The sequence below is a fragment of the Desulfococcus multivorans genome, from assembly GCF_001854245.1.
Lineage (GTDB): Bacteria > Desulfobacterota > Desulfobacteria > Desulfobacterales > Desulfococcaceae > Desulfococcus > Desulfococcus multivorans.
On record NZ_CP015381.1, the window covers coordinates 638,047 to 662,328 of the forward strand.

Sequence of the window (24,282 nt, forward strand, 5' to 3'; positions counted from 1 at the left end):
AATACGTACAAAACGCACTGACGGGGATAAGGAGACACTGAATGACTGCTAAAAAAGACTATTTCAAGACCTTCTGCAAGATCAGCAAGGCCATTGGGTCGACGCTGAAGCGGGAGGATCTGCTCGACCTGATTGTCGCAAGCGCCATCGAAACCATGGACGCCAAAGCGGCCAGCCTTTTCCTGGAGGACAAGAAGAAAGATGTATTCGTATCGGTATGTCAGAGAGGCCTTTCTGAAAGCTATCTTCACTCGGACCCTTACCGCATGCAGAAGATGAGTGACGAGCTGATGAAAAACGGCTATCTCGCTTTCGAGGATGTCGCCACGGACGAGCGCATCCAGAACCGCCAGGCCAAGATCGATGAGGGTATCTCCTCGATTCTGGTGGTGCCGGTCCGGGTCGAGGGAAAAAACATCGGGGTGCTTTCCCTGTACACCGCCGACGCCAGGCGTTTTTCGCCGGATGAAATCGAATTTCTGGGGGCCCTGGCCGAGCAGGGCGGCGTAGCGATCCAGAATTCCCGACTGCTCAGGCGGATCACCCGGAACAGCTACCTTTTCCATGACCTGGCCGACAGCATCAATTCCACGAACCTGGACATCAAACAGATTCTTCACATCATGACGGCCGATATCGCGGAGGCCTTCGAGATGAAAGGGGTTATTATCCGGCTGTTGAACAAGGATACGAATACCCTTGACATCGTCGCCAGCTACGGCTTCAGCGAGGAATTCCTCAACAAGGGGCCGGTCCATCCGGACAAGAGCATCACCCAGGCCCTCAAAGGAGAGACCGTAGTCATTCGGAACGCCGCCGACGACGAGCGGATCGAGTACAGGGATGCCATGAAAACGGAGGGGATCGTCTCGATGCTCGTGGTGCCGATCCAGGCGGGAGGGGAGATTATCGGGGTAATGCGTCTCTGCACCGAAGAGGAGCGGGAATTCAGCGAAGACATGATCGTCCTGGTGGAGGCTCTCGCACATCAGGGCGGCCTCGCCATCCAGAACGCCTCGCTCTATCTGTCGTTGCAGGAGGACAAAAGCAATCTGGAGAAGGACATCTGGAGCCACCGACAGTGGTTTTAGACGGTGCGGTCGATGTATTCATGGGGTGACACGGGAAGGATGACGACGGCGTGCGCACCCTGCGAGAAAGGAGATGACGATGACGGGGAAGACCATCGGTGAGATTCAGATCGGCGATACCGCGGAATTCGCCAAGACCGTTTCAGAGACGGATATCTATCTGTATGCCGGCATTACCGGGGATTTCAATCCGGCCCACATCAATGCCGCTTACGCGGAGAAAACCTTTTTCAAGGCCCGGATTGCCCACGGCATGCTCACGGCCGGGTTCATTTCCACCATTCTGGGTACGTTTCTGCCCGGCCCGGGAACCATTTATCTCAAGCAGGATCTGAGGTTTCTGGCACCTGTGCGCATCGGCGACACCATCACGGCCCGGGTGGAGGTCACCGGGAAAATGGATGATAAGAACAAGGTCACTTTCAGAACCATTTGCACCAACCAGGACGGCACCATGGTTCTCGACGGAGAGGCGTTGGTGAGCCCCCCCAAGGCGCCGCGATAACGGTTTCGGACCCTCGTAGGGGCGGCACTGCCCGCCCCGGGTCCTCCTCCCCGGCGGTGCTCCCGTCAAACCACGTTGCCGATCAGATACTTCTCGATACAGGCCTTTACCGTTCCGTCCGCTTTGTCACAGAGTCTGCTGCGGCATGCTTCGCAAAGATCGACGTCGTCCTTGGCGCGGCGGCGGATTTCCTTGCCGCACAGGGCGCAGGTACTGATAAAGAGTCTGACGCCAACCCGGTAGCGGATGTCGTCCGGCGCGTCTTCTTTGAGGCACCAACGAACCTCCGCAAGATAATCCGGACGGGATCCGGACCCGTCGGCATCGGTCGACGGGTCGGTCAACTCGATCAGAATGCCCGAGCCGGGTTTCAGCGCGGATGTGGAGAAAAACGACATTCCGCCACTGCTCTTTTCGATCAACTCGCCTTTTTGATACGCCGCCGACATGTTTTCGGCGAAGCGGATCTCGTATCGGTCCTTCCCGCGAGGAAAGGTTCTGTGCGTCATGCCTGTCATGACCGACCTCCCTTGTCAGGGGCTGAAGGCTCTAAAGCAGTGCGTCCGCGACAAACAGTGCGCTGCCTCCCTTCCGCCGGCCTTCAGCCGTTTCCGGCCAATATCACGAAAGTCAAAACGTGCCACCCATTCAACTTTCGACTTCCATGATGGTGACCGGCGACTTCCATGATGGTGACCGGCCTGTGAAAGTCGAAAGTTTAATCATCCAAAAATAAACGCGAAAAGCATGCATGTCAAATTTTTCACGTCGGAACACGCCGTGGGGCCGCGAAGTCTCGTGTCAGTGAGCCTCGGCCCAGTTTTTCCCGATGTCGATGTTGACTTTCAGGGGAACCTTCAAATCCGGCCAGACATTCTCCATGGTTTCCCGGACCAGGTCGCGGACCGTATCCAGTTCGTCGGGCGCCACCTCGAAGACGAGTTCGTCGTGAACGGTGAGCAACATGGCGGATTCGAGTTTTTTTTCCTTGAAGATGCCGTCGATCCGGATCATGGCCAGCTTGATCAGGTCCGCGGCCGTTCCTTGTATCGGTGTGTTGACGGCGGTTCTTTCGGCGAATCCCCGAAGATTCCGGTTGGGGCTTCGGATTTCGGGGATCTGACGGATGCGGCCCAGAAGCGTGCTGGTCATGCCCGTTTTTTCAGCGGTTTCGACGGCATTGTCGATAAAGGTTTTGACGCCTTTGTACCGGGCGAAATAGTGGTCGATGTAGGTTTGGGCCATTTTTCGGCTGATGCCCAGCTCCTTCGACAGGCTGAAGGCTCCCATGCCGTATATGATGCCGAAGTTGATGGTTTTGGCCTGGCGCCGCAGTTCGGAGGTGATCATCTGGGGAAAGACCTGGAAGATCTCAGCGGCAGTCCGGCTGTGGATATCCTCACCTTCCACAAATGCCTGGATGAGGCCTGCGTCGCCGGAATAGTGGGCCAACAGGCGCAGTTCGATCTGGGAATAGTCGGCCGCCAGCAGTACCCAACCTTTTCGGGGGATGAAGGCTTTCCGGATCTCGATGCCCTCCTCGCCGCGGATGGGGATGTTCTGGAGGTTGGGCTCGGAGCTGCTGAGGCGTCCGGTGGCGGTTACGGTCTGGTTGTAGGAGGTGTGGATCCTGCCGCTCTCGGGATGGATCATCTCCACCAGCGCATCGGCGTAGGTCGATTTCAATTTGGCCAGGGTGCGATGCTTCAGGATCAGCGCCGGCAGCTCGTGCCGTTCTGCCAGGGATGTCAGCACCTCCATATCCGTGGAATACGCGGTTTTCTTTTTGGTTTTTTTCTGGACCGGCAGGTTGAGTTTCTGGAAAAGGATCTCGCCCAGCTGTTGGGGGGAGTTGATGTTGAAGCGTTCTCCGGCCAGCACGTAAATTTCGTCTTCGAGGGTGTCGAGCTGGTCTTGAAAACGTTTGGAAAGTGCGATCAGTTTTTCCCGATCGACGCAGATCCCCCGCATCTCCATGTCTTTCAGGACGGGAATGAGGGGCATTTCCACGGTTTCCATCAGCCGGACCAGACCGAGGGATTTCAGTTTTTCGCTCAGAAGGGCGTATGCGGCCAGGGTCAGATCCGCATCCTCGCAGGCATAGGGAACGGCCTTTTCGACGAGAACTTCCTCGAAGCCCACCTGGGATTTGCCCTTGCCGGCAACCTCTTCGTAGGTAGTGGTCTTGTGATCGAGGTAATCGAGGGCGATGCGGTCGAGGCTGTGGGCCCGCTTGGACGGCTCGATGAGGTATGAAGCCACCATGGTGTCGAAGGATACGCCGGTAAGGCGAATGCCGGATCGATTCAGCACCGTCCAGTCATATTTGATGTTTTGTCCGATCTTCTGAATCTCCGGGTTTTCGAGGGCCGGCCGAAGCGCCTCGATGACCTGTTTCAAAGGAATCTGGCGGGGTGCGCCAAGGTATCGGTGGCCAACGGGGATGTAGAAGGCCTCATTTTCCTTCAGCGCGAAGGAGAGTCCCACCAGTTTGGCCCGCATGGGGTCGAGGGCCGTGGTTTCGGTGTCCAGGGCGAAACGTCGGCTTTCGCCGAGACGCTTGGCAAGATCGCCCAGGGTCTTTTCATCGAGGACGGCGGCATAGGATTTGGGCGACGCCGCTTCTACGTCGGCATAGGTCCGATGAAGCTCCTGGAATTCCAACTCCTTGAAGAGTGCGGACAGGGCTTTGAGGTCGGGTTCGGCGCGTTTGAGGGCCGCAGGCTCGAATCGGACCGGCGCGTCGGTCCGGATGGCGACGAGATCTCGGCTGACATAGGCCTGTTCCTTGAATTTAACCAGGTTTTCATGCTGCTTTTTTCGGGTGACGGCGTCGATGTCGCGGTAGAGGCCGTCCATGGTGCCGAAACTCCTGATCAGGTCCAGCGCCGTCTTGGGGCCGATGCCCGGAACGCCGGGGATGTTGTCCGAGGTGTCTCCCGAGAGTCCCATCACGTCGATCAGCTGCGGCGGTTCGACCCCGAATTTTTTCCGCAGTGCCGGAAGATCGGTGAAAACGTCCTTCATGGGATCCCATACAGCGGTGTTTTCGGTGATGAGTTGAAGGAAGTCCTTGTCGCCGGTGACGATGATCACGGTGAATCCGGCCGCCTCCCCCCGGCGGGCCAGGGTGCCGATGAGATCGTCCGCCTCGTATCCCTCCACCTCGAGCAAGGGGATCCGGAATCCCCGGACGATGGCCTTGATGTAGGGCAGCTGCACCACCAGGTTTTCCGGCATGGGCGGCCGGTTGGCCTTGTAGTCCGCGTAGATCTCGTTCCTGAATGTGGGGCCTTTCATGTCGAAGCATACGGCCATGTACCGGGGATCCTTTTCCGCCATCATCTTCGTCAGGATTCTGGTGAATCCGAAGGCGGCGTTGGTGGGAAGTCCCCCGGCGTTGGTCAGTCCGGTTCGGATGGCGTGGAACGCTCGATAGACGTAGGCGCTGCCGTCGATGAGGTAGAGTGTGGGGCGATGGGTCATGGCATCTCCTTCAGGGGGGCGACATCACGTTTTATGGAGCGGCGGCATGGGTTTCATGTTGACATGCCCCGCCTCCTGACTTAATTTCTCAGACACTGTATTCGAGCGGGTACGCTTCGGATATCATCAGGGTTTTTATGTATCATCAACCGGCGTGAACGACAAGCGTAAGGGATGGGGCGGATTGGGAAACGGCGAAATTCTGACGGAATATCGGCAGATCCGGGTCGTGCTGGCAGAGGCGGCGACCATCGCGGTTCTGGGCGTCAGCCCGAAATCGGATCGGGACTCCCATCAGGTGGCCCGATATCTGAAGGATGCCGGCTACCGTATCCTGCCGGTGAGGCCGGCACAGAAGGAAATCCTGGGCGAAAAGGCATACCGGTGTCTGAACGACATCGATACGGCCGTCGACGTTGTGGACGCGTTTCGCACCCCGGCGCAGATTACGGACCACGTGCCCGAGATCATTCGCCTCCGCCCCAGGGTCTTCTGGATGCAACTGGGCATCGAAAATCATCGAGCGGCGAAGGTGTTGACGGCAGCGGGGATCGACGTGGTCATGAACCGATGCATCAAGACGGATCATGAAAACCTCTTCAAAAAGAACATCATCGTTTAGGGCGCGGCGAAGGCTTTTTCGCGATGTCGCCTGCCATTGTTGCGGCGGGAACGCCGCGTTCAATTGGCAATGCCGATGCGGTTTCGCCATATGCCAGTCGTGCATGGCCGAAAACGTATGGGGGATGTCCTGCAACGGCATCACCTGGCAATGCCCCGACTGCGGAGCGCATAACGGCTTCGGCAATCAATAGATCTGACGGTTCCGCAAAAATCCGATCTCGGCGCTACGCACATCAAAGGCCGATTTCAGGCGGAGACCCGATTATGAAACGGAGGAAATACGCCAATGGCCTTTGAAACCAAGGAGGAAGTTTTCGAGCGGGTGATCCGCCAGAAACGGCCTCTCTGCAAATACTGTCATCAGGAGATGAGCCTGTGGGAGGCACCGGAAATCCTTATCGACGACGGTCTGGGATGGGGTTCCCCCTACATGTTCGTCTGCTTCAACGACGCGTGCCGGCTCTATGTCGAGGGATGGGACAACATCCGCGAAAATTACGGTCGGACGGCCTCCTATCGCTGCATCTGTTATCCGGGAACCGAGACTTATGAGTGCATGTCCGTCTACGGTCCCCAGGGCGGTCGCGGTCAGATTATCGACGAGGCGGCCCTGGAAAGGCAGAAGGAGATCGAGGTCCAGATCGAGAGGGGCCTTGCCCGCATCGACGACTGTGCCGCCGCGGGGGACGGGGAGACGATCCTGGGTATCCTGCTGGACGCCGTGGAGCCGATGCGTGTCCGGATGAGTGCGGCCGCGGTCATCGGAGACCTGGCCGGCATCGATGCCATCGAACCCCTGAGAAACCGGAAATTCGGGAACGCTGTTCTTCAGAAGCGCGTGACGGCGGCCATCGACAAAATCCATGAACACCACTTCACCCGTGAATGCCCTTTTTGCGCCGAAATCATAAAGAAGCGCGCTGTCGTCTGCAAGCACTGCGGCCGGGACCTTACGGCCTAGACGAGGAAAGGGCGCACCAACCCGGCCCTGATACGCCGAAAGCATCCCCGCCGAACACCGGCGGCGCCTCACCCGGGGATACCGATTCATGTTCAAAATTTATCTGAAGCTGCTGTTGACGGCGTTTTTCTGGGGAGGAACCTTTGTGGCCGGTCGGATGCTTTCCGGCCGCATTTCTCCCTGCTCCGTCGCTTTTCTTCGCTTTACCGTGGCCGCCATCGTTCTCCTCCTGCTGACCTGGCGGATTGAGGGGCGGCTGCCCATGGTGGAGCGGCGCCAGATTCTGCCGCTGTTCCTGCTGGGAATGACCGGCGTCTTCTCCTATAACATTTTTTTCTTCAAGGGGCTCGAGCTCATCAGCGCCGGTCGCGCCGCCCTCATCATCGCGTTGAACCCCATATTCATTACGATATGCGCGGCCATGTTTTTCAGGGAACGATTGTCCCCCCTCAAGGTGATCGGCATCCTCCTTTCGGTCGCCGGCGCCATGATCGTGGTCTCCCGGGGAAATCCCGCGGCGCTCCTGACGGCAGGCCTCGGCCTGGGCGAGGTCTATATCCTGGGCTGCGTATTGAGCTGGGTCGCCTTTTCCATCATCGGCAAAATGATCCTCTCCGGCGTGACGCCCCTCGTATCGGTGACTTACTCCGCCGCCGTGGGTGCCGCGGCCCTCTTCGTTCCCGCCTATTTCGAGGGGGTGACCCGCCATCTCCCGGAATACACCGCGGTTGTCTGGTTCAACGTGATCTACCTGGGCGTCTTCGGCACCGTAATCGGCTTTATCTGGTACTATGAGGGGATCAAGGCCATCGGACCCACCCGGGCCGGTCTGTTTATCAACTTCGTGCCGGTCAGCGCCATCATTCTGGCCTTTTTTATCCTGGGCGAACCCGCGACCCTGTCTCTTCTCGTGGGGGCGGTCCTCGTCATCGGCGGTGTTTACCTGACACACGCGGGGCGGCCGGCAAGACGGCCGGCGCCCGTCTCCTCCTGACGCTCCCGGGCCTGCCGGTCTTCGTCTGCGGCGGGACAAGGGATCAGAGCAGGGGGATCAGTTTTTCCACCAGCAACCGGTTGATCTCCGGCGTCTTGAGAGAGATGCGGATGAACCGTTCCGAAAGCCCCTCGAAGTTGCCGCAGTTCCGGATGAGGATCCGCTCCCGGGCAAGGGCGCTGCAAACCGCTTCCGCCGTGCGGCCTTCCGAGAGGCGCGCGAGCAGGAACGACGTGCAGCTGGGAAACACCTCTATGTTCCGGTGTCGCCCGAGCCGATCCGTCATCTCCCGACGCTCCCGATCCAGAAGTTGCCGGCTTTTTTCGATGAAGGGGTCGATCTCGTCCCGACGCGCCATCAGGTATGTCACGGCCAGGTGGGCCAGGCTGTTGACGCTCCAGGGCAGGTAATACCGCTTCATGCTTTCCGCGACATCGGGGGGAGCCGCCAGAAAACCGATTCTCAGGCCGGGGACGCGAAAGATTTTGGACATGGAGTGGAGCACCATGACATTGGGAAGATCGGAACGAATGAGGCTATGGGCTTCGCCCCCGGTCGCGAAGGGAAGGTAGGACTCGTCGATGACGAACCGGACGGCGGGATGCCGCCGGCACAGGTCGACGATCTCGTCTCCCGGTATCAGGCTACCGGTGGGGTTGTTGGGGTTGCAGATGAACATCGTGTCTGCCCGACGGGCGGCATCGGAAAGCGCCCCCATGTCGGGTGCGAACCGCCGTGAGGCATCGGCGACGACATGGCCGAAGGAGACCTCGTGCATCCTGCAGGCGTCGGCATAATCGGCATAGGTGGGGGCCGCGATCATGACCCGTCGGCTTTTGAGGGCCAGGGGGAGGGTGTGGATCAGCTGGGTGGTGCCGTTGCCGGGCACGACCCGCGCGGATTGGATGCCGAACCGGGCGGCAAAAGCCCGGACGGCGGATTCCGCTGCCGCCTCCGGCAGGGCGGTGATGACCTGGAGGCGCTCCCGCAGGTGGTCTGTCAGGCCCGGGGGCGGGCCGAAGGGATTGACGTTGCTGCTCATGTCGGCGATATCCGAGGGCCGGCAACCCAACTCCGTCGCCAGCTGGTAGATGTTTCCGCCGTGCCCGTTGATCATAACGCACCTCCCGCCGCGGCCGCTGCAAAGAGCGCCGCCTCCATAATTTCCGTCATGGCGCCCAGCATGTCTCCCGTAATGCATCCCATGCGTCGCCGGTAGAATTGCAGGACGGCGACGACCACCGCGATGAAAACAACCGTCACCGCAAGCCCCTGGAAACCGGCAAGAGCCGAGAGTCCGATGGGGATGGACAGGCCCCAGAAATCTCCAAAGGTGAGCGGTTTCCGGAACAGGGCATGACCGGTACCCCCATCCGGCCTGCCATAGGACAGGAACCGAAAACCGAACAGCATACTGCCTCGGGCATAGGCAGGGATAATGAGAAGGAAGAGTGCCCTGTGGCGATCCAGGTCGGCAATGGCGCCCCATTTGACCGCCAGGGCCGAGATCACGGTGACGAGGGCCATGGCGCCGATGCGGCTGTCTTTCATGATCCGGAGGGCTTTGTCCCGGGGGCGGTTGCCGTAGAGCCCGTCGGCCGTGTCGCCCAGGCCGTCGATGTGGAAGGCGCCGGTGATCCAGATCAGGAATACGCCGTCCAGGATCGCGGTCATGTTTCGGGACCAGAGCTGTGAGGCGGCGTGATCAAAGGCGGCCAGGAGTGCCCCGATGAGAAGGCCCACTATCGGAAAGAACGGGATCATGCCGACGGGTTCGAAGGTTCCTGGCCTCCCGACGGGGAGCCGTGTGATGAATTGGATGGCGGATATGAGGTTTTTCATCTTCCGTTCAGGGATTCCTTTTCCGATCATTGAAAGTCTTTGGTTCTGGGATGCCGGGTATGGGTGTCGCTCCGATAGGGCGCAATCCGGGGTCGGGATTTCTCAAGGCATGGCGGATTCCGCTTTTTTGATGATCACGGGGATGCCCGCCACCGTCCAGACAACCTCGTCCGCGCAGGCCGCGACGCGTTGGTTCACGATTCCCATGACGTCACGGAATCGCCGAGCCAGAGGATTTTCCGGGACGATGCCGGCGCCCACCTCGTTGGAGACCAGAATGAGAGGGCAGGACGCATCATCGAGAGCATCCGTCAGATCCCGGACATATCGGTCGATCCGATCGGATGTCTCCGGGGTCAGCAACAGATTTGTGGTCCACAAGGTCAGGCAGTCCACCAGAACGACGTTCGCCGTCTTTCCGGCGTCGGCAACGGCCTCTGGCAGCGCGACGGGGGCTTCGACCGTATGCCAGCTTCGATCCCGGTCGTTCTGGTGCCGTATGATCCGGTCTTTCATTTCATCGTCGTAAGGGATGCAGGTGGCAATGTAGATCCTCCGGGTCTGCGCCGCCGCCTCGGCCAGATTCTGGGCATGGCGACTTTTGCCGCTTCGACATCCGCCCACAACGAAGGTGATTTTTTTCAAATGCTATCTCCTCGATTCCGGGTTGAACATTCGCTGGAAGGCCTCTTACCACTTTAGCGCTGGAAAATCAAAACGGTTGGGACGAAAATATCCGGGGAGAATGACGAGGGGGCAGGGGCGGCACGAAATCAGTAAGGTTTGAAGCGGAAAAGGTTTCCGGGAGCGGCTGAAAACGTTATGGACATAAGCGGGCCGGTTGTCACGGAGGCGCCCCTGAAGCCTCAAAACAAGAACCCGGCCAAATCACTGACCGGGTTCTTGTTCCTGACGCTGTTGCATCGCTCTGGAAAAACGCTATCCGATCTTTCGTTCGATCGAGGAAACGTAGCTCTCGAACATGTCTTGCCGATCCGCTTCGGTCATGTGATCCGGAAGGCGGGTCATGGCGAGGTTGATCGCTGCATCCACCAGCCTGTCCTTAAATGTTTTTTTCGCCGCCAGGATATAACCGCCGACCTTCTGCTCGGCCAGAGACATCATGAATTCGCTTTCCCGCTCGGCGTCGGCGATCAAATCCTGCCGTCGCTTTTCGCCCATGCGGACGATCGTTTCCTTCAGCTCGGCAAAGCGGACATCGCTCGCCACCATGGCTTTGCGGGCCTCGTTGATTTTTTCGGTGACCAGGGCTTTTTCATTTTCCAGGTCCTTGATTTCCGCCGCGATTTCATCCCGGCGCATCCTCAGAAATCCCATCAGCGGCTTTTTGCCGAACTTCACCACGACAAAGGAGAGGATGCCGAAGTTGACCCAGAGCATCACCATATCATAGGTCTTGCGCCAATTCCCGTTTCCCTCCTCGGCGAATGCATCACCTCCGAACAGGTGAAGGCATGCCGCCGTACCGGCAAGGACAACAATCCACAGGCTCAGAAATTTCCACTTGTTTTTCATGAAGATAATCTCCGGTTCAGCACCTTTTCCATGATATGGACGGCCAGATGCTCCGATTCGGCCTCAAGGTGCTTTTGGGCTTCCTTGAGCTGCACGTCGACTTGCTTCTCCGTTTTATGCCTCAGTTCAGCAATGGCTGAAACAGCCTTTCGGTGAATGCTTTCGGCCGTTTCACTGCCTTCGTGCTCTAACTTCGCGCTGATGTTGTACGCCTCTATCTTGACGACTTTCTCCCGTTGTCTCAGATCCGTCAGGATGTTCTCCACCTCATTTTCCGTATCCTTGATCCCCTGGTCGAGGCCCTGGATGAAGTCGTCCCGCTCGGTCATGGTCGTTTTCAGCGGCCGGAACATGATGCGGTTGATAATGAACAGGAAGATCAGAAACGAGATCAACTGGGCGAACAGAGTTTCATTGATGCTGATTAAAGCTATATTGCTGACGATTTGCATTATTATCTTCCATGTCTGATGATGATAAAACTAAACGACGAAAAGAAGCAACAGCGCAATGACAAGAGAATAGATTCCCGTTGATTCCGTAACGGCCTGGCCGACGAGCATGGTTCGCGTCAGGAGTCCGGCTTCCTTCGGATTCTTTCCGATGGCCTCACAGGCCTTGGCGGCTGCCATTCCTTCACCGACACCAGGTCCGATTGCACCCAGTCCCATACAAAATCCCGCGCCGAGAAAAGCTGCCGATCTGATGATATCTACGCCTTCGATTGCCATGTTAATCAAATCCTCCCATTTTAGGATTAAATGAAGTATAGTAATGAATTACCTATAATGACCATGGACGCTCTCTATACGACAAAGATCAAAATCAGTGCGATGACCAGGGAATAGATGCCGGTGGATTCGGAGACCGCCTGTCCCACGAGCATGGAGCGGGTCAATATCGCCACCTCGTTCGGACTTCGCGACATCCATCGAACCGCTCCCTCGCCGGTGAATCCCTCTCCGATTCCCGGTCCGACGGCCCCGAGTCCCATGCACAATCCGGCTGCGACCAAGGCCATGCAGGCTGCCATAGACGTGGCCGGTTCAAAGGTTTTGAAGAGCAGTATCACGGCGACAAGAAGCCCGTAAATCGCGGTGGTTTCGGCAACGGCCATTCCCAGAAGCATGCCGTTGGTGACGGGCGCCCTGCTGAGCGGCTGTCTTGCCACCCCCTCGCATCCGGCTCTTGCGACGAATCCCTCTCCGATGCCGGAGCCTATGGCGCCAAGTCCCGCGGCAAAACCCGCGCCGATGACGGCCGCCCATGTCGGCGAAAAGGGACGGGTGAAAAAGTCCGCATACAGCAGAATCAGGGACGTGACCAGTGCGTAAATCGCCGATGTCTGCGTAACCGCCGATCCGATCAGCATGGTGGTGGTCAGTTGATCCGCTATAGCCGGCTGACGGGAAATACCGAAACACGCTTCGCCCGCGGGATATCCGGCGCCGATGCCGGAGCCGATGGCGCCCAGCCCCATGCAAACGCCGGCCGAGACGAGGATGTACACCGATAGCGTTTCCGCCCGGTGCTGGGTGAACAGCAATATCATGGACACCACCAGCGCGAAGATGGCTGCTGATTCCGCCACTGCCTGCCCCACCAGCATGTTCTTGAAAATGTTTCCGGCGGAGTCGGGATTTCTGGAGATGCCGGCGTTTGCCTGTGCAGCCGTATACCCTTCTCCGATGGCGGCCCCGACGGCCCCGAAACCCATCGACAGACCACTTCCAATAAAAGCCGAGACCTTTACCCAAGTTGCGATGTCATATGTCATGGTTATCTAACCTGTACTGAGATGTAAACAACGGTGAGCATTGTAAAAACGAACGCCTGAATGGTGCCCACGAAAAGGCCGAAAAAGGCATTGAGAAGCGGCGGAAAAATGATGCTGTATGTCAGATACGAGACGACCAGAATAATGATGGACCCGCCCATGATATTGCCGAACAAACGGAAGGATATCGATACCACCTTGGCGAGCTCGCCGATGACGTTCAGCGGCATCATGAAAAAAATCGGCTGGAAATATTCCTTGACGTACTCCTTGAACCCCTTTGCTTTGATCCCGGCGTAGTGGGCGATGACAAAACCCATCAACCCCAGACTCAAGGGGGTGTTCAGGTCTTTCGTCGGCTCCTCGAGGTTCGGGATGATGCCGAACCAGTTGGAGAGGACCAGAAACATGAAGAGCGCGCAGATCAGAGGCGCATAAGTCTTGGCTTTCTCCTTGCCCAGCGCATCCTCCGTCAGTCCATACAGATGTACGACAAACAACTCTCCCACGGACTGCAACGGCCCCGGCAGCCGGCTTCGCTTTCGAGACGCCAGAAAACCGAAGAGAAGCAGGCTGCCGATAACGAGCCACGTCATGACCATCACCTCGAGGTTGAACGTCATGTCGTGTCCGAAGAACGGAACGATCAACTGGTGTACCCTACCTAATTCTTCCATAAATCACTTCCTCTAAGATGACCCCTATCCGGTTGAAGAAAAAATGAAGGACGAAAAATGATCAATGAGAATCATCATCTGGACCATGAACAGTCCGATGACGACGGCAAACAGATTGAAGTCTTCGGATTTGATGGCGACGACCAGGGGGACGGCCATCAGTCCGAAGCGCAGGAGGATGGATCCCATGGATAAAACGAGTGATTTGATTCTGGAGGATTGAAGAACCCTGCGGGGCAGGGACTCGCCGATGAGGATGAAATTGACGATGCTGGCGAGGGTGCCGATGATGAGGCCTTTTGCAAAAGGTTTCTGAGCGGCAAAGATGAAGACAAGAGAGATGAGGATGGCAGATATCAGTGCTCTGGAACAGTACGTCTTCTGGGTTTGTCGTACGGTATTCATTCCCGGTTTTTTGTCTCTCCGTCTTTTCCCTGCCCCATCATGTCCATGATTTGGCGATAGGCCACATTTCCACCGCCGATGACGCCCAGCAGGATGAAAATGGTTACAAAGATGCCTCGGGTTCCCAGCCATTTGTCGATATACCAACCGACAAAAAAACAGAAGATGATACAACCTGCCATCGTGAGGCCGAGCTGCATGATGATTTGCAGATTTTCAGCCCAGTCCCGATTCTTTTTGTAGTTGAAATATTTCTTTGCCGTTGTCGACCTCCGGTGGATGAGTTTTGCCGCATGCATTTCGCATAAGGGCCGAGATCCGCCCGTTCATATTAATTCCATTTTCGATATGGCCTATAACAGATCCGGATCCATCGTGTCAAGGTCTGAATTTATTCCCGGATCTCTTCCGCTGGGTTGCCTGGTGCAATGTCGAACCGAATGCGAAGGGCCGGGAGGGTGATGCTTCGTGAACCGTGGGCATGATGCCCTTTATCTGGTTTTTCTGGAAATTCGTTGCCGTTGTCGCGCTTCGTTGCCGGAAAAAGATTCTGGACGGCGATGGGAAAAAATGTTTGTAATATGAGCCGGGGCATCATAGTATTTTCAGGGGCGGCCGTAATCTCTTGACATGACCGCAGACAGTGATGATGGTTATCCGGATGGGGGCGGCGGTCGTTTCCGCCGTCGCCGGTTTCCGAAAAGAGGTGCGAACCGTCTCATCGATTGTGTGCCGTCGAATCATTGTTTCAACTTTCGACTTTCATGATGGTGACCGGTATCGGCTTGTGAAAGTCGAACGTTGCGTCATTATGTTTATATAGCGAGCAGGTGTTGTTGACCCCATGAAACTTTCCGCCGTCGAAAGGCTTCGTCGTTTCTACAAACTGTTTTCGGGCGTCGATCAGGTGCTGATTCTGATCAACGCCGACCCGGATGCCATCGCCGGCGCCATGGCCGTCAAGCGGCTTCTGTGGCGGAAAGTGGCCGGCGTCACCATCTCGAGCATCAACGTGATCAAACGGCCCGACAATGTGGCTATGGTTCGGCTGCTCGATGTGAGCCTGATCCATATCGAGGATATCAAGGACCCAAAACGCTTCACCCGCGTCGTTCTCGTGGATTCCCAACCCGCTCACAGCGATGCCTTCAAGCGATTCAATGTCGACGTTGTCATCGATCACCACCCCAAAACGGAAATGGAGGTGAAGTATGCGGACGTGCGACCGGATTACGGCGCCAGCGCCACTATCGTGACCGAGTACTTGCGTGCCGCGAGGATCAAACCCTCGGTCAGGTTGGCCACGGGGCTTTTCCACGCCATCAAGACCGACACCCGGAATTTCGAACGCCAGACGGCAATGGAGGATATCCGGGCGTTTCAATTTCTTTTCCGATACGCCAATACGACGCTGGCCCGGAAGATCGAGCAGGCCGACCTTCGGATCGACTTTCTGAAATACTTCAGAATCGCCATCGAGACCATGCGAATCCACAGAGGACGGGTTTTCGTTCACCTGGGGGCCGTGGCAAACCCCGACGTCTGCGTGTTGATCGCCGATTTTTTCATGCGGGTGAACCCTGTCACCTGGAGCATCGTCTCAGGGGTCTGTGACGGCACCCTGATATTGATTTTCAGAAACGACGGCATCCGGAAGAATGCGGGGCGGGTGGCCAAAACGAGCTTTTGTCAACTGGGATCGGCGGGGGGGCATAAGAGCATGGCGCGGGCCGAAATACCGGTCGACGCGGTTGCCGACATGATCGACGTGAATAACGATCGTCAGGTGCTCCACTGGGTGATCGATCGGATCGAAAAAAAACATCCGGCGTCCCAGAGCTGCCGTAAGGACGCTGAAAACACTGGGGGATTTCCGCCATGAAGGGCAGGTCCATGAAGCTTGCGACGGATGACCTGTCGGTGGTCGTTCTGGGGTCCGGAACCTGCGTGCCGTCCCTGCGGCGAAGCGCCTGTTCAGTTTTCATGGAAACCGGCGACGCGAAACTGCTTTTCGATATCGGGCCGGGAACCATGCGGCGGCTGCTGGAGATCGACGTCGAAATTTTCGACGTAACCCACATCTTCCTGAGCCATTTCCATCCCGACCACACCGGAGAGCTTGTTCCGTTTCTCTTCGCGAACAAATATCCTGACGGCTCCAGGCGAAGCACTCCGCTGGTCCTGGCGGGCGGCAGGGGAATTCAGGCCTTTTTCGATGGACTTTTGAACGTTTATGGGCATTGGATCGCGTTGCCGCCGGACGGCTTCAGGATCATTGAATTCGACACCGATGGCCCGGACGTTCGATCGTTCGAGGCTTTTCGGGTGGACACGGCGCCGACGGAGCACAACCCGGAGAGCGTCGCCTTCCGGATTACCGCCGCCGGAGGGCGCTCGGCCGTATACTCCGGCGATACCGATTACAGCGACGCCCTGATCCGGCTGGCCCACGAGGCGGACCTGTTGATCTGTGAGGCCGCCGTGCCGGATGCCATGAAGATCGTCAAACACCTGACGCCTGCCCTGGCCGGAGAAATCGCCAGGCGGGCGGAGGTGAAACGATTGATGCTGACCCATTTCTACCCCCCATGTGAGGGGGCGGACATCCGGGGGGAATGCCGTAAATCCTTTTCAGGACCGCTTCTGCTGGCGGAAGACCTGATGCGGGTGGACTGGTAGGCGGCTGCAATTGATGCGAAGCTATCCGGTAAACCTCCATGTCCAGGATCGGCTCTGCGTGGTTGTGGGCGGGGGCGAAGTCGGCACCCGCAAGGCCCTCCGGCTGATGCGCTGCGGCGCCCGGGTCACGGTGATCAGCCCTGTGACGACGCCGGCCCTCAAATCCGTCATCGACAGCGGCGACGTTCGCTGGCTTCCGCGGGCGTTTCAAAGCGGCGATCTGATCGTTCAACCCGATACGGCGTCGAAGCCTTCGCCCGAAGGGGCTGATGGGGGATTGCCCGTCCCCGGAGTGGTCTTTATGGTCATCGCCGCTACGGACCAGGCGCCCGTCAACGCAGCGGTCCTGGCGGCGGCACGGCGGATCGGTATACTGTGCAGTGTTGCGGACCAGCCCGAAACGGGCGATTTCACCCTCCCGGCGATGGTTTCCCGAGGTGATCTGATCGTCACGGTATCGACGTCGGGCAAAAGTCCTGCTCTGGCCCGACGGTTGCGTAAAGATCTGGAGGCACAGCTGGGGGAGGAATACGATATCGCCCTGAAGCTCCTGGGCGCCCTTCGGGAGAGACTTCTGGGCGAGGGGCACGACCCGGAGGCCCACAAGGTCCGGTTCAGGCGGGTGATCGACGGCGGGTTGATCCCGCTGATCCGGGAGGGGCGGTTTGGGGATATCGACCGGTTGCTGACGGAAGCCCTGGGAGAGGGATATACCTTTGAATCCTTGATGAAGGCGATATGACGGCCATGATGGATGCGATGAGTCTGCTCGTTACCGTGACGATGGTGTTTTACATCCTGAGCACGATGGGATATTTCGGCTATCTGTTTCTGCAGCGGGAGTTCTGGCAGAAACTCGGATACGGTCTGTTGGGGGCGGGGTTCTTCTGTCACAGCCTACTGCTCGGATACGCCTTTGTCCACTTCGGATCCCTGCCCGCCCACAATCTTCACCAGACGCTTCTGCTGGTCGGGTGGGCCGTCACGGGTTTTTTTCTGGTGTTTCAGTACCGGTTTCAGGTGAAAGTGATGGGGATCTATGCCGCTCCCCTGGCGGCGTTCGTGATGATCGTATCCTCACGGCTGCCCGTCGAACCGGCTCAGGTCCAGGCCCATTTCCGAAGTTTCTGGCTCATTTTTCACGTCGTCATCATTCTCCTGGGCGAGGCGGCTTTTGCCATGGCCTGCGGGGTGGGAATCCTCTACCTCGTTCAGGAATATGCCATCAAAAACAAAAAACGGGGTTTCTTCTACCGTCGCCTTCCTTCTCTCGAACTGCTTGACACCACCGGCTATGCGTGTATTGTTTTTGGGTTCACGCTGCTCACCGTGGGGTTGATCGGCGGGTTCCTTTACGCTAAAACCGTCTGGGGACGGTTCTGGAGCGGGGATCCCAAGGAGATCTGGTCCGGGATCATGTGGCTTTTTTACGCCGCATTGCTTCACGAACGGCTGACCGTGGGATGGCGGGGACGGAAATCGGCGATTATGTCCATCGTCGGATTTGTGGTGCTGCTGTTTACATTTTTGGGTGTTAACGTGTTTTTAAAGGGACATCATGGAGAATTTACGCAATGGTAAGCCGCGCCGTTCAACCGCAGGCCTTTGACAAAGGGAGGGCGGCCATGGACGACAAGCAGACCGCGGATCTCAAAGCGATGCAGTCGAGGCATTCCGATGCGGCATCGGCGCTTTGCTGTCTGGAGTGCGACAAGGAGAACCCCCGACTCGACATCGTGCTTCTGGGGCTCAATCACAAGACCGCCGAGGTAGCGCTCAGGGAATGCCTGGGATTTTCCGACGTCGAAGCCGATACGGCGCTTCGCCATTTTCAGGCGTTGCCGGTCATTCGGGAGGTTTTTCTGCTGTCGACGTGCAACCGCGTCGAGATCCTCATGGCCACCCCGGATGCGCCTGCCGCGGTGGCGGCGGCCAAAAACTACCTCAGTGAATCCAAGCAGCTCGCCGTGGCCGACTTCGAATCCGCCCTCTATGTTCATCAGGGTGACGCGGCGGTCCGTCACATTTTCAGGGTGGCCGCCAGCCTTGATTCGATGGTGATCGGAGAGCCGCAGATCCTGGGCCAGATCAAGGCGGCCTACCGCGACGCCGTCCAGAAAAAGACCTCCGGGGTCATCTTGAACCGTTTGCTGCACAAGACCTTCTTCGTCGCCAAACGGGTTCGAACCGAAACCGGCATCGGCGATCACGCGGTCTCCATCAGCTATGCGGCCATCGAGCTCGGTCGGAAGATCTTCGGCGATCTCGAAAACAGGAAGGTGTTGTTGGTGGGGGCCGGAGAGATGGCCGAACTGGCCGTGGAACATCTCATCCGGCACCGGGCCGGAAAAATTTTCGTCGCCAACCGGACCTTCGAAAGAGGCGTGGCCCTGGCCGAACGGTTTCACGGCAAGGCTATCCGGTTCGAGGAGATCACCGATGTCCTCCGCGACGTGGATATTATCATCAGCTCCACCGGATCCCCGGGTTTCATTCTGCGTCGGGATCAGATCAAACAGGTGCTTCGTCCGCGCCGGAATCGCCCGTTGTTTTTCATCGATATTGCCGTTCCGCGGGATATCGACCCGGAGATCAACCGCCTTTCCAATGTCTACGTTTACGACATCGACGATCTCAAGGACGTCATCGAAGAAAATGTCGAAGACCGAAACCGGGAGGCCCGACGCGCCGAGGGGATCATCGAGGAGACGGTCATCAAATTCAGGCAATGGTATGAAGTATTGGATATCGTGCCGACCATCGTAGGGCTTCGGGAGAAATTTTACGGCATTGCCGAGGCCGAGATCCGAAAGACGTTGAATCAGTCCCTCGCGCATCTTTCTGCGGAGGAGGGCCAGGCGATTCGTCGCATGACCAATGCGCTGGTCAACAAGATCCTTCATGATCCCACCCTTTTTTTGAAGCGCAACGGATGTCTGGGTGAAAACTCGATTTATCTGGACGCCACGCGCAAACTTTTCAGACTCGATGAGGAAGACCTATGAAAGCGATCGCCTTTTTGTTTCCCGGCCAGGGGTCTCAAAGCGTAGGCATGGGAAAGGACGTGTTCGAGGAATATGATGTTGTAAAGGAGCGGTTTAAGGCCGCCGAGACGATCACGGGGTTGCCGATATCCACCCTCTGCTTCGAGGGACCCATGGCCGCCCTGACGGAGACGGTCAATCTCCAGCCGGCGGTCACGACGGTGAACCTCGCGTTTCTCGAAATTCTCAGGCGGGAGGGGGTGAAGCCCCGCGTCTCTGCCGGGCACAGCCTCGGCGAGTTCAGCGCATTGTGTGCCGCGGGCGTTGTTTCCGAGGAAGACACCCTCCGAATGGTTTTCCGGCGAGGGGAACTGATGCACCGCGAGGCGACCTTGCACAAGGGGGCCATGTCCGCCGTTATCGGGCTGTCCATCGATGCGGTGCGGGACCTTGTGGCTCAGGTGACGGAAGGGGTCGTCACGGTCGCCAACCACAACGCGGAAAAACAGATCGTCATCACCGGTTCGCCCGATGCGGTCAAAAAGGCGGGTGAGATGGCCGCCGCCCAGGGTGGAAAAGCGATCCCGCTCAAGGTCAGCGGCGCATGGCACAGCCGCCTGATTCAAGGGGCGGAGGCCGAGTTTCGTGATTTTCTCGGCACCGTCGTTTTTCATCCGCCGGAAAGCCCGGTGATCCACAATGTCACGGCAGACCGAACCGCCGATCCCGACGAGATCCGGAATCTCATGGCGGCACAGCTGTGCAGTCCGGTCCGGTGGTACGAGTCCGTTCTCAGGCTGATGACGGAAAATGTGACGGTATTCGTGGAGGTCGGTCCGGGCAAGGTGCTGACCGGGCTGGTGAAAAAGATCCTGCCGAAGGCCTATCCGTGCGAGATCTATAATGTCAATGATATGAAAAGTCTCGAGGTTTTCCTGAAGGCCGCGGCCTGATGGGTCAGGAGTCCAGATCCGAAGAGGGGTCCCGGGACGAATCCAGGGGAAATTTAAAGAACCGGACCCCCTCCTCCTTCAGGGTCCGCTCCTCATCCGAGGTGCTGCTTCCCCTGATGTTTCTGGGCTTCACGGCACCATAATGGATTTTGAGGGCCTCTTTGGCGAAATCACACCCCACATCCTCGAAATTCCTGTCCACAAAGTCCATCAGCTGCCGGCCGAGTCTCTCCGTCTCCTCCCCGGAAGCCGCGGGTTTGTGTGTGGATCGGGAGGGTTTGACGGCAAAGGTGGAAGGGACCTTCGTGACGACTCTGTCCTTGCAGATGGGGCAGGAAACCAGTGCCTCTTCCATCTGTTTTTCATACGACAGGCTGTCCTTGAACCATCCTTCGAAAAGATGCCCCCGGGAACATTGCAAATCATATACGATCATCTGTGATTACCTCTTGTTACACGATTGTACCTGATAATGGTTCAATTACCATAACGGTTGATATTTTCAAAGAGTTTATTGACGGCGTCTTTTTTTTTGGCGTATGTATAAGCCCTTTAAAACGCCTTCTCCGGCAGACGCCGGATTTTAACCGATAGACGTACTGGAGTTGGTTTGCGGATGAAAAAAATTCTAACGATCGGAATATGCCTTCTGGTGTTTTCAGCGGCCGCGCAAGCTGAGAAAATGTATGTCAACGACACGATCCGGATCACGATTCGAACCGGTCCGGGGATCAACTATAAGGTCATCGGCGAAGCGGAATCCGGGCAGGAGATGGACGTTCGGGGAAGCCGGGACGGCTGGAGTCGGGTCAGGCTTTCGGACGGCCGGGAAGGTTGGGTGATCTCCCGGTTTCTCATTCGGAACTCATCCAGGAATAAACAGCTCACAGCCCTTCAGGAGGCCCACGACACGCTTGCGGCCGAGGTGGATGCCTTGAAGCAGGAGAATGAGCGATTGAAGGAAGAGAACCAGCGGCTCGATCTTTTATCGGGGGAGAGCCGCCGGACTTTGGAGGAAATAACCCATTCCTACGATGTTCTGAAAACGGAATCCAGGGATTTCCTGAAGGTCAAGGCGGCGTATGAAGCCGCCGCCGAGGGTTTGGAGGAGCAGAAGAGGATGACGGACCAGTTGAAGGCCAGGACGGAAGACCAGGAGTGGCAAAAAAATGCCGCTTTTTTTGTCGGCGGCGGCGTTCTGGTGCTGCTGGGATTTTTTGTCGGGGCGCTGAGCCGGGGCGACAGCCGGCGGCGATCATCCCTCTTATAGGGGCCCGCTCGAGCTTCAGGAGTCAATGGCGTCGGGGTGATTTCATAAGCCCTCAAGCCGTTGTATCAGGACTCCGGTCTTCAGCCGCGATCCTTCAGTCGACATCATGAAAGGCGGCGGTTGAAACAGGGAAACATTCCGTTTCGCGCGCGCCTGCCGGATGGACGCCGTGCGTTGACATCCGGGAATTTGGCATTAATTTAGATCAGTGTTCGGCAGGGGTTTTATTTTGCATTCAGACATCAATTACGAGGTCAGAAATCAGGATGTTCGATGACGACAAAACGGGATTACTATGAGATCCTGGGCGTAAGCCGGGATGCGCGTGACAGTGAGATCAAGAGCAAATATCGCAAACTCGCGATGAAGTTCCATCCGGACCGGAATCCGGACGATAAAGCCGCGGAAGAACAGTTCAAGGAGGCGGCGGAAGCCTACGAGGTGCTTCGGGATCCCCAGAAACGGAGCATATACGATCAATACGGTCATCAGGGCCTGGAAGGGCAGGGTTTTTCCGGGTTCGGCGGTTTTGATGATATCTTCTCCAGTTTTGGGGATATTTTCGAGGATTTTTTCGGGTTTGGATCGGGTCGGCGTTCGAGCGGCCGAGGCCGCCGGGGCAATGACCTTCGCTATGATATGAAGCTCTCCTTCATGGAGGCCGCTTTCGGCACGGAGACGCAGATCGATGTCGAAAAGCTGGCCAACTGCCCGAGTTGCGGGGGAAGCGGATGCGCATCGGGAACTCACCCCGAAGCCTGCCCCCACTGCGGCGGCTCCGGTCAGATCTCCCGCTCACAAGGTTTTTTTACGGTGCGGACGACGTGCCCTCATTGCCGGGGCAACGGCCGGATCATCACCCATCCCTGCGACAATTGCCAGGGCGGCGGCAAGGTTCGGGTCACCAAGAAGGTGTCCGTAAAGATACCCGCCGGGGTGGACAACGGTTCACGACTTCGGCTGAGCGGCGAGGGGGGGGCGGGGGAGAACGGCGGCCCGCCGGGTGACCTTTATGTCTTCATCCACGTCAGTCCCCACGAATTTTTCGAGCGGCACAACGCCGTCGACGTGGTCTGCCAGATCCCCATCTCCTTCATCCAGGCGGCTCTGGGCGACAAGGTCAGGGTGCCGACCCTCCAGGGAGAGAAGACATTGGTGATTCCCAAGGGAACCCAGCCGGGGGAGATATTCCGGTTTCACGGCGAGGGCATTCCTTCCCTGAAAAACGGCCGGCGAGGAGATCAGATCATCCAGGTGGATGTCAAGACGCCGACGAACCTGAGCCGGAAGCAGGAGGCCCTTTTGCGGGATTTTGCCAAACTCGAAGAGGGGAAATTTACCAACAAACTGAAAAATATCCTGAAGGGCAGCCAGGCTGGAGCGGCGAGATAACCGGGGGATATGGAGCAGCGCATGTTTGAGTTGAAGATTCTGACCCGTTTTGCCGCCGCCCACCAGCTCAGGATGGTGGGGCAGAAATGTGAAAATCTCCACGGACACAACTGGAAGGTCGAGGTCTGTGTCGGCGGCGAGCATCTGAACGAAGCGGGCGTTCTAATGGACTTCGGGGACGTCAAGCGCCATGTCGCCGACATCATCCGGGAAATCGATCATAAATTTCTCAATGAGCTGGAATTCTTTCAGCGCGTGGAACAACCCTCCTCCGAAAGAATCGCCGTCCACATCGCCCAGGAGCTGCAAAAGCGCCTCGATACGCCGGGCGTCAGGGTTACCCGGGTCAGCGCCTGGGAGTCCGATGACGCCTGCGCAACCTACATTCTTCCCTGAACGCCGTTCATCCGAACCCCCTGGTTCACCTGCAGGTTGAGCCGGGGGGCAGGTTTATTGGAGCCGCGTAATCAATCGCTTTGATTGGGGAAGCCAGTCCGGGCGAGCCGGAGGACGTATGTGGGGTCGGGCCTGGCAGGGCAGCGGTCAGGCGGTCCGCCATTGACGGACGAGTTCGTCCCGGGTGACGACGGCCGTAACCTCCGGAACGTGTTTCCGAATATTTTCCAGCCCGCCTTCCTGCCGGTCGACGAGAATGACGGCTTTCACGACGCATAGCCCTTCGCTTCGGGCCCGTTCGATGGCTTTGATGGTGGACCCCCCGGTGGTGGCGACGTCGTCAATGACGGCCACCCGCTCCCCTGGCGCCATATCTCCCTCGATCCATCGGATGATGCCGTGATCCTTTTGTTCCTTTCGAATGGAAAAAGCCTTGATGGGCTGTCCGTTCAGGCCGGATGCGAACGCCGTTGCAACGGCGATGGGGTCCGCCCCGAAGGTAAGCCCTCCGATGCCCGTCACGTTCGCGTCCTTGACGGCTTCGAAAACGAGGTGGCCGATCAGGAACATCCCACGAGGATCCATCGTTGTGGGCTTGCAGTTGACGTAGAAGCTGCTCATCCGCCCGGATACCAGTTTGAATATGGGTTCTTCACTGTATTTGAAGGATTTTCGACATAAGAGTTCAATCAGTTCGTGTTTCATCGGAA

28 protein-coding genes are annotated in these 24,282 nt (G+C 57.6%); 14 read left to right on the forward strand and 14 right to left on the reverse strand.

The annotated features are described in order from the left end of the window. Positions 1 to 41 precede the first annotated feature (41 nt). Together dmul_RS02655 and dmul_RS02660 are read left to right on the forward strand one after the other, a co-directional pair. A complete protein-coding gene (locus dmul_RS02655) occupies positions 42 to 1,091 on the forward strand; it encodes a GAF domain-containing protein (protein ID WP_020876084.1) in 1,050 nt (349 codons plus the stop codon). Positions 1,092 to 1,170: 79 nt separating this feature from the next. Next, positions 1,171 to 1,596: a MaoC family dehydratase gene (locus tag dmul_RS02660; protein ID WP_020876085.1), complete on the forward strand. Its 426-nt coding sequence runs from the start codon at positions 1,171 to 1,173 to the stop codon at positions 1,594 to 1,596. A gap of 65 nt (positions 1,597 to 1,661) precedes the next feature. Here dmul_RS02660 and dmul_RS02665 read toward each other — a convergent pair whose 3' ends face one another. Together dmul_RS02665 and polA are read right to left on the reverse strand one after the other, a co-directional pair. After that, entirely contained in the window at positions 1,662 to 2,114 is a 453-nt protein-coding gene (locus dmul_RS02665) for a hypothetical protein (protein WP_020876086.1), read from the reverse strand. Between the two features lie 283 nt (positions 2,115 to 2,397). Continuing rightward, positions 2,398 to 5,082 (reverse strand): DNA polymerase I, encoded by a 2,685-nt coding sequence (gene polA / locus dmul_RS02670; protein WP_020876087.1) that lies wholly within the window; start codon positions 5,080 to 5,082, stop codon positions 2,398 to 2,400. A 184-nt stretch (positions 5,083 to 5,266) separates the two neighbouring features. On the opposite strand from polA, the gene dmul_RS02675 reads away from it, so the two are divergent. The 3 genes from dmul_RS02675 (at position 5,267) to dmul_RS02685 (ending at position 7,661) form a co-directional block, all read left to right on the forward strand. Next, on the forward strand, positions 5,267 to 5,704 hold the full coding sequence (locus dmul_RS02675; protein WP_040414635.1) for a CoA-binding protein: 438 nt from the start codon (positions 5,267 to 5,269) through the stop codon (positions 5,702 to 5,704). A gap of 288 nt (positions 5,705 to 5,992) precedes the next feature. Further along, the gene (locus dmul_RS02680) at positions 5,993 to 6,667 is read left to right on the forward strand and encodes a zinc ribbon domain-containing protein (protein WP_020876089.1); all 675 of its coding nucleotides are present in this window, start codon (positions 5,993 to 5,995) and stop codon (positions 6,665 to 6,667) included. An 88-nt stretch (positions 6,668 to 6,755) separates the two neighbouring features. Beyond that, positions 6,756 to 7,661: a DMT family transporter gene (locus dmul_RS02685; protein ID WP_020876090.1), complete on the forward strand. Its 906-nt coding sequence runs from the start codon at positions 6,756 to 6,758 to the stop codon at positions 7,659 to 7,661. A gap of 43 nt (positions 7,662 to 7,704) precedes the next feature. Here the strand turns inward: dmul_RS02685 and cobD are convergent, their stop codons facing one another. The 10 genes from cobD to dmul_RS02735 all read right to left on the reverse strand — a co-directional run bounded on the left by cobD (position 7,705) and on the right by dmul_RS02735 (position 14,197). Continuing rightward, positions 7,705 to 8,778 (reverse strand): threonine-phosphate decarboxylase CobD, encoded by a 1,074-nt coding sequence (gene cobD, locus dmul_RS02690; RefSeq protein ID WP_020876091.1) that lies wholly within the window; start codon positions 8,776 to 8,778, stop codon positions 7,705 to 7,707. After that, positions 8,775 to 9,503 (reverse strand): adenosylcobinamide-GDP ribazoletransferase, encoded by a 729-nt coding sequence (gene cobS, locus dmul_RS02695; protein ID WP_020876092.1) that lies wholly within the window; start codon positions 9,501 to 9,503, stop codon positions 8,775 to 8,777. Before cobS ends, cobD begins: the two co-directional genes overlap by 4 nt. 102 nt (positions 9,504 to 9,605) lie before the next feature. Next, complete coding sequence (cobU, locus tag dmul_RS02700) at positions 9,606 to 10,148, reverse strand: bifunctional adenosylcobinamide kinase/adenosylcobinamide-phosphate guanylyltransferase (RefSeq protein WP_020876093.1); 543 nt, start codon at positions 10,146 to 10,148, stop codon at positions 9,606 to 9,608. 294 nt (positions 10,149 to 10,442) lie between these two features. Beyond that, positions 10,443 to 11,039 carry a F0F1 ATP synthase subunit B family protein gene (locus dmul_RS02705; protein WP_020876094.1) on the reverse strand — a complete coding sequence of 199 codons (597 nt, stop codon included), beginning with the start codon at positions 11,037 to 11,039 and terminating at the stop codon, positions 10,443 to 10,445. Beyond that, positions 11,036 to 11,491, reverse strand: a complete 456-nt coding sequence (locus tag dmul_RS02710) for a F0F1 ATP synthase subunit B family protein (protein WP_020876095.1) — start codon at positions 11,489 to 11,491, stop codon at positions 11,036 to 11,038. The genes dmul_RS02705 and dmul_RS02710 overlap by 4 nt, the downstream gene beginning before the upstream one ends. 30 nt (positions 11,492 to 11,521) lie before the next feature. Continuing rightward, positions 11,522 to 11,770: an ATP synthase F0 subunit C gene (gene atpE, locus dmul_RS02715; protein WP_020876096.1), complete on the reverse strand. Its 249-nt coding sequence runs from the start codon at positions 11,768 to 11,770 to the stop codon at positions 11,522 to 11,524. A gap of 74 nt (positions 11,771 to 11,844) precedes the next feature. Then, on the reverse strand, positions 11,845 to 12,816 hold the full coding sequence (gene atpE / locus dmul_RS02720; RefSeq protein WP_020876097.1) for an ATP synthase F0 subunit C: 972 nt from the start codon (positions 12,814 to 12,816) through the stop codon (positions 11,845 to 11,847). A gap of 2 nt (positions 12,817 to 12,818) precedes the next feature. After that, a complete protein-coding gene (gene atpB / locus dmul_RS02725; RefSeq protein ID WP_020876098.1) occupies positions 12,819 to 13,493 on the reverse strand; it encodes a F0F1 ATP synthase subunit A in 675 nt (224 codons plus the stop codon). A 24-nt stretch (positions 13,494 to 13,517) separates the two neighbouring features. Further along, positions 13,518 to 13,898, reverse strand: coding sequence for an ATP synthase subunit I (locus dmul_RS02730; RefSeq protein WP_020876099.1), 381 nt, complete (start codon positions 13,896 to 13,898; stop codon positions 13,518 to 13,520). Then, positions 13,895 to 14,197 carry an AtpZ/AtpI family protein gene (locus dmul_RS02735; protein WP_020876100.1) on the reverse strand — a complete coding sequence of 101 codons (303 nt, stop codon included), beginning with the start codon at positions 14,195 to 14,197 and terminating at the stop codon, positions 13,895 to 13,897. The genes dmul_RS02730 and dmul_RS02735 overlap by 4 nt, the downstream gene beginning before the upstream one ends. Positions 14,198 to 14,742: 545 nt before the next feature. On the opposite strand from dmul_RS02735, the gene dmul_RS02745 reads away from it, so the two are divergent. Genes dmul_RS02745 through fabD form a run of 6 tightly spaced genes read left to right on the forward strand, consistent with a single transcriptional unit; the run spans position 14,743 to position 20,514 of the window. Then, positions 14,743 to 15,780, forward strand: coding sequence for a DHH family phosphoesterase (locus tag dmul_RS02745; protein ID WP_020876101.1), 1,038 nt, complete (start codon positions 14,743 to 14,745; stop codon positions 15,778 to 15,780). Between the two features lie 11 nt (positions 15,781 to 15,791). Beyond that, positions 15,792 to 16,577 carry an MBL fold metallo-hydrolase gene (locus dmul_RS02750; protein WP_040414656.1) on the forward strand — a complete coding sequence of 262 codons (786 nt, stop codon included), beginning with the start codon at positions 15,792 to 15,794 and terminating at the stop codon, positions 16,575 to 16,577. Positions 16,578 to 16,590: 13 nt separating this feature from the next. Then, positions 16,591 to 17,319 carry a precorrin-2 dehydrogenase/sirohydrochlorin ferrochelatase family protein gene (locus tag dmul_RS02755; RefSeq protein ID WP_020876103.1) on the forward strand — a complete coding sequence of 243 codons (729 nt, stop codon included), beginning with the start codon at positions 16,591 to 16,593 and terminating at the stop codon, positions 17,317 to 17,319. Continuing rightward, positions 17,316 to 18,158 carry a c-type cytochrome biogenesis protein CcsB gene (gene ccsB / locus dmul_RS02760; RefSeq protein WP_020876104.1) on the forward strand — a complete coding sequence of 281 codons (843 nt, stop codon included), beginning with the start codon at positions 17,316 to 17,318 and terminating at the stop codon, positions 18,156 to 18,158. The genes dmul_RS02755 and ccsB overlap by 4 nt, the downstream gene beginning before the upstream one ends. Positions 18,159 to 18,202: 44 nt before the next feature. Next, positions 18,203 to 19,582, forward strand: a complete 1,380-nt coding sequence (gene hemA / locus dmul_RS02765; protein WP_234979193.1) for a glutamyl-tRNA reductase — start codon at positions 18,203 to 18,205, stop codon at positions 19,580 to 19,582. Continuing rightward, entirely contained in the window at positions 19,579 to 20,514 is a 936-nt protein-coding gene (gene fabD / locus dmul_RS02770) for an ACP S-malonyltransferase (RefSeq protein ID WP_020876106.1), read from the forward strand. Before hemA ends, fabD begins: the two co-directional genes overlap by 4 nt. Positions 20,515 to 20,518: 4 nt before the next feature. Here fabD and dmul_RS02775 read toward each other — a convergent pair whose 3' ends face one another. Beyond that, positions 20,519 to 20,950, reverse strand: coding sequence for a DUF1178 family protein (locus dmul_RS02775; protein ID WP_020876107.1), 432 nt, complete (start codon positions 20,948 to 20,950; stop codon positions 20,519 to 20,521). A 180-nt stretch (positions 20,951 to 21,130) separates the two neighbouring features. On the opposite strand from dmul_RS02775, the gene dmul_RS02780 reads away from it, so the two are divergent. The 3 genes from dmul_RS02780 (at position 21,131) to queD (ending at position 23,572) form a co-directional block, all read left to right on the forward strand. Then, positions 21,131 to 21,784: a TIGR04211 family SH3 domain-containing protein gene (locus dmul_RS02780; RefSeq protein WP_020876108.1), complete on the forward strand. Its 654-nt coding sequence runs from the start codon at positions 21,131 to 21,133 to the stop codon at positions 21,782 to 21,784. Between the two features lie 273 nt (positions 21,785 to 22,057). After that, the gene (gene dnaJ / locus dmul_RS02785) at positions 22,058 to 23,176 is read left to right on the forward strand and encodes a molecular chaperone DnaJ (RefSeq protein WP_020876109.1); all 1,119 of its coding nucleotides are present in this window, start codon (positions 22,058 to 22,060) and stop codon (positions 23,174 to 23,176) included. 21 nt (positions 23,177 to 23,197) lie between these two features. Beyond that, complete coding sequence (gene queD, locus dmul_RS02790; RefSeq protein ID WP_020876110.1) at positions 23,198 to 23,572, forward strand: 6-carboxytetrahydropterin synthase QueD; 375 nt, start codon at positions 23,198 to 23,200, stop codon at positions 23,570 to 23,572. Positions 23,573 to 23,719: 147 nt separating this feature from the next. On the opposite strand, the gene pyrE is transcribed toward queD, so the two are convergent. After that, entirely contained in the window at positions 23,720 to 24,277 is a 558-nt protein-coding gene (gene pyrE / locus dmul_RS02795) for an orotate phosphoribosyltransferase (RefSeq protein WP_040414638.1), read from the reverse strand. Between the last annotated feature and the right edge of the window lie 5 nt (positions 24,278 to 24,282).

Coding starts and splice junctions, on each gene's coding strand:
- dmul_RS02655 (WP_020876084.1), top strand. CDS start 42: ATGACTGCTAAAAAAGACTATTTCAAGACCTTCTGCAAGATCAGCAAG.
- dmul_RS02660 (WP_020876085.1), top strand. CDS start 1,171: ATGACGGGGAAGACCATCGGTGAGATTCAGATCGGCGATACCGCGGAA.
- dmul_RS02665 (WP_020876086.1), bottom strand. CDS start 2,114: ATGACAGGCATGACGCACAGAACCTTTCCTCGCGGGAAGGACCGATAC.
- polA (WP_020876087.1), bottom strand. CDS start 5,082: ATGACCCATCGCCCCACACTCTACCTCATCGACGGCAGCGCCTACGTC.
- dmul_RS02680 (WP_020876089.1), top strand. CDS start 5,993: ATGGCCTTTGAAACCAAGGAGGAAGTTTTCGAGCGGGTGATCCGCCAG.
- dmul_RS02685 (WP_020876090.1), top strand. CDS start 6,756: ATGTTCAAAATTTATCTGAAGCTGCTGTTGACGGCGTTTTTCTGGGGA.
- cobD (WP_020876091.1), bottom strand. CDS start 8,778: ATGATCAACGGGCACGGCGGAAACATCTACCAGCTGGCGACGGAGTTG.
- cobS (WP_020876092.1), bottom strand. CDS start 9,503: ATGAAAAACCTCATATCCGCCATCCAATTCATCACACGGCTCCCCGTC.
- dmul_RS02705 (WP_020876094.1), bottom strand. CDS start 11,039: ATGAAAAACAAGTGGAAATTTCTGAGCCTGTGGATTGTTGTCCTTGCC.
- dmul_RS02710 (WP_020876095.1), bottom strand. CDS start 11,491: ATGCAAATCGTCAGCAATATAGCTTTAATCAGCATCAATGAAACTCTG.
- atpE (WP_020876096.1), bottom strand. CDS start 11,770: ATGGCAATCGAAGGCGTAGATATCATCAGATCGGCAGCTTTTCTCGGC.
- atpE (WP_020876097.1), bottom strand. CDS start 12,816: ATGACATATGACATCGCAACTTGGGTAAAGGTCTCGGCTTTTATTGGA.
- atpB (WP_020876098.1), bottom strand. CDS start 13,493: ATGGAAGAATTAGGTAGGGTACACCAGTTGATCGTTCCGTTCTTCGGA.
- dmul_RS02730 (WP_020876099.1), bottom strand. CDS start 13,898: ATGAATACCGTACGACAAACCCAGAAGACGTACTGTTCCAGAGCACTG.
- dmul_RS02735 (WP_020876100.1), bottom strand. CDS start 14,197: ATGCATGCGGCAAAACTCATCCACCGGAGGTCGACAACGGCAAAGAAA.
- dmul_RS02745 (WP_020876101.1), top strand. CDS start 14,743: ATGAAACTTTCCGCCGTCGAAAGGCTTCGTCGTTTCTACAAACTGTTT.
- dmul_RS02750 (WP_040414656.1), top strand. CDS start 15,792: ATGAAGCTTGCGACGGATGACCTGTCGGTGGTCGTTCTGGGGTCCGGA.
- dmul_RS02755 (WP_020876103.1), top strand. CDS start 16,591: ATGCGAAGCTATCCGGTAAACCTCCATGTCCAGGATCGGCTCTGCGTG.
- ccsB (WP_020876104.1), top strand. CDS start 17,316: ATGACGGCCATGATGGATGCGATGAGTCTGCTCGTTACCGTGACGATG.
- hemA (WP_234979193.1), top strand. CDS start 18,203: ATGGACGACAAGCAGACCGCGGATCTCAAAGCGATGCAGTCGAGGCAT.
- fabD (WP_020876106.1), top strand. CDS start 19,579: ATGAAAGCGATCGCCTTTTTGTTTCCCGGCCAGGGGTCTCAAAGCGTA.
- dmul_RS02775 (WP_020876107.1), bottom strand. CDS start 20,950: ATGATCGTATATGATTTGCAATGTTCCCGGGGGCATCTTTTCGAAGGA.
- dmul_RS02780 (WP_020876108.1), top strand. CDS start 21,131: ATGAAAAAAATTCTAACGATCGGAATATGCCTTCTGGTGTTTTCAGCG.
- dnaJ (WP_020876109.1), top strand. CDS start 22,058: ATGACGACAAAACGGGATTACTATGAGATCCTGGGCGTAAGCCGGGAT.
- queD (WP_020876110.1), top strand. CDS start 23,198: ATGTTTGAGTTGAAGATTCTGACCCGTTTTGCCGCCGCCCACCAGCTC.
- pyrE (WP_040414638.1), bottom strand. CDS start 24,277: ATGAAACACGAACTGATTGAACTCTTATGTCGAAAATCCTTCAAATAC.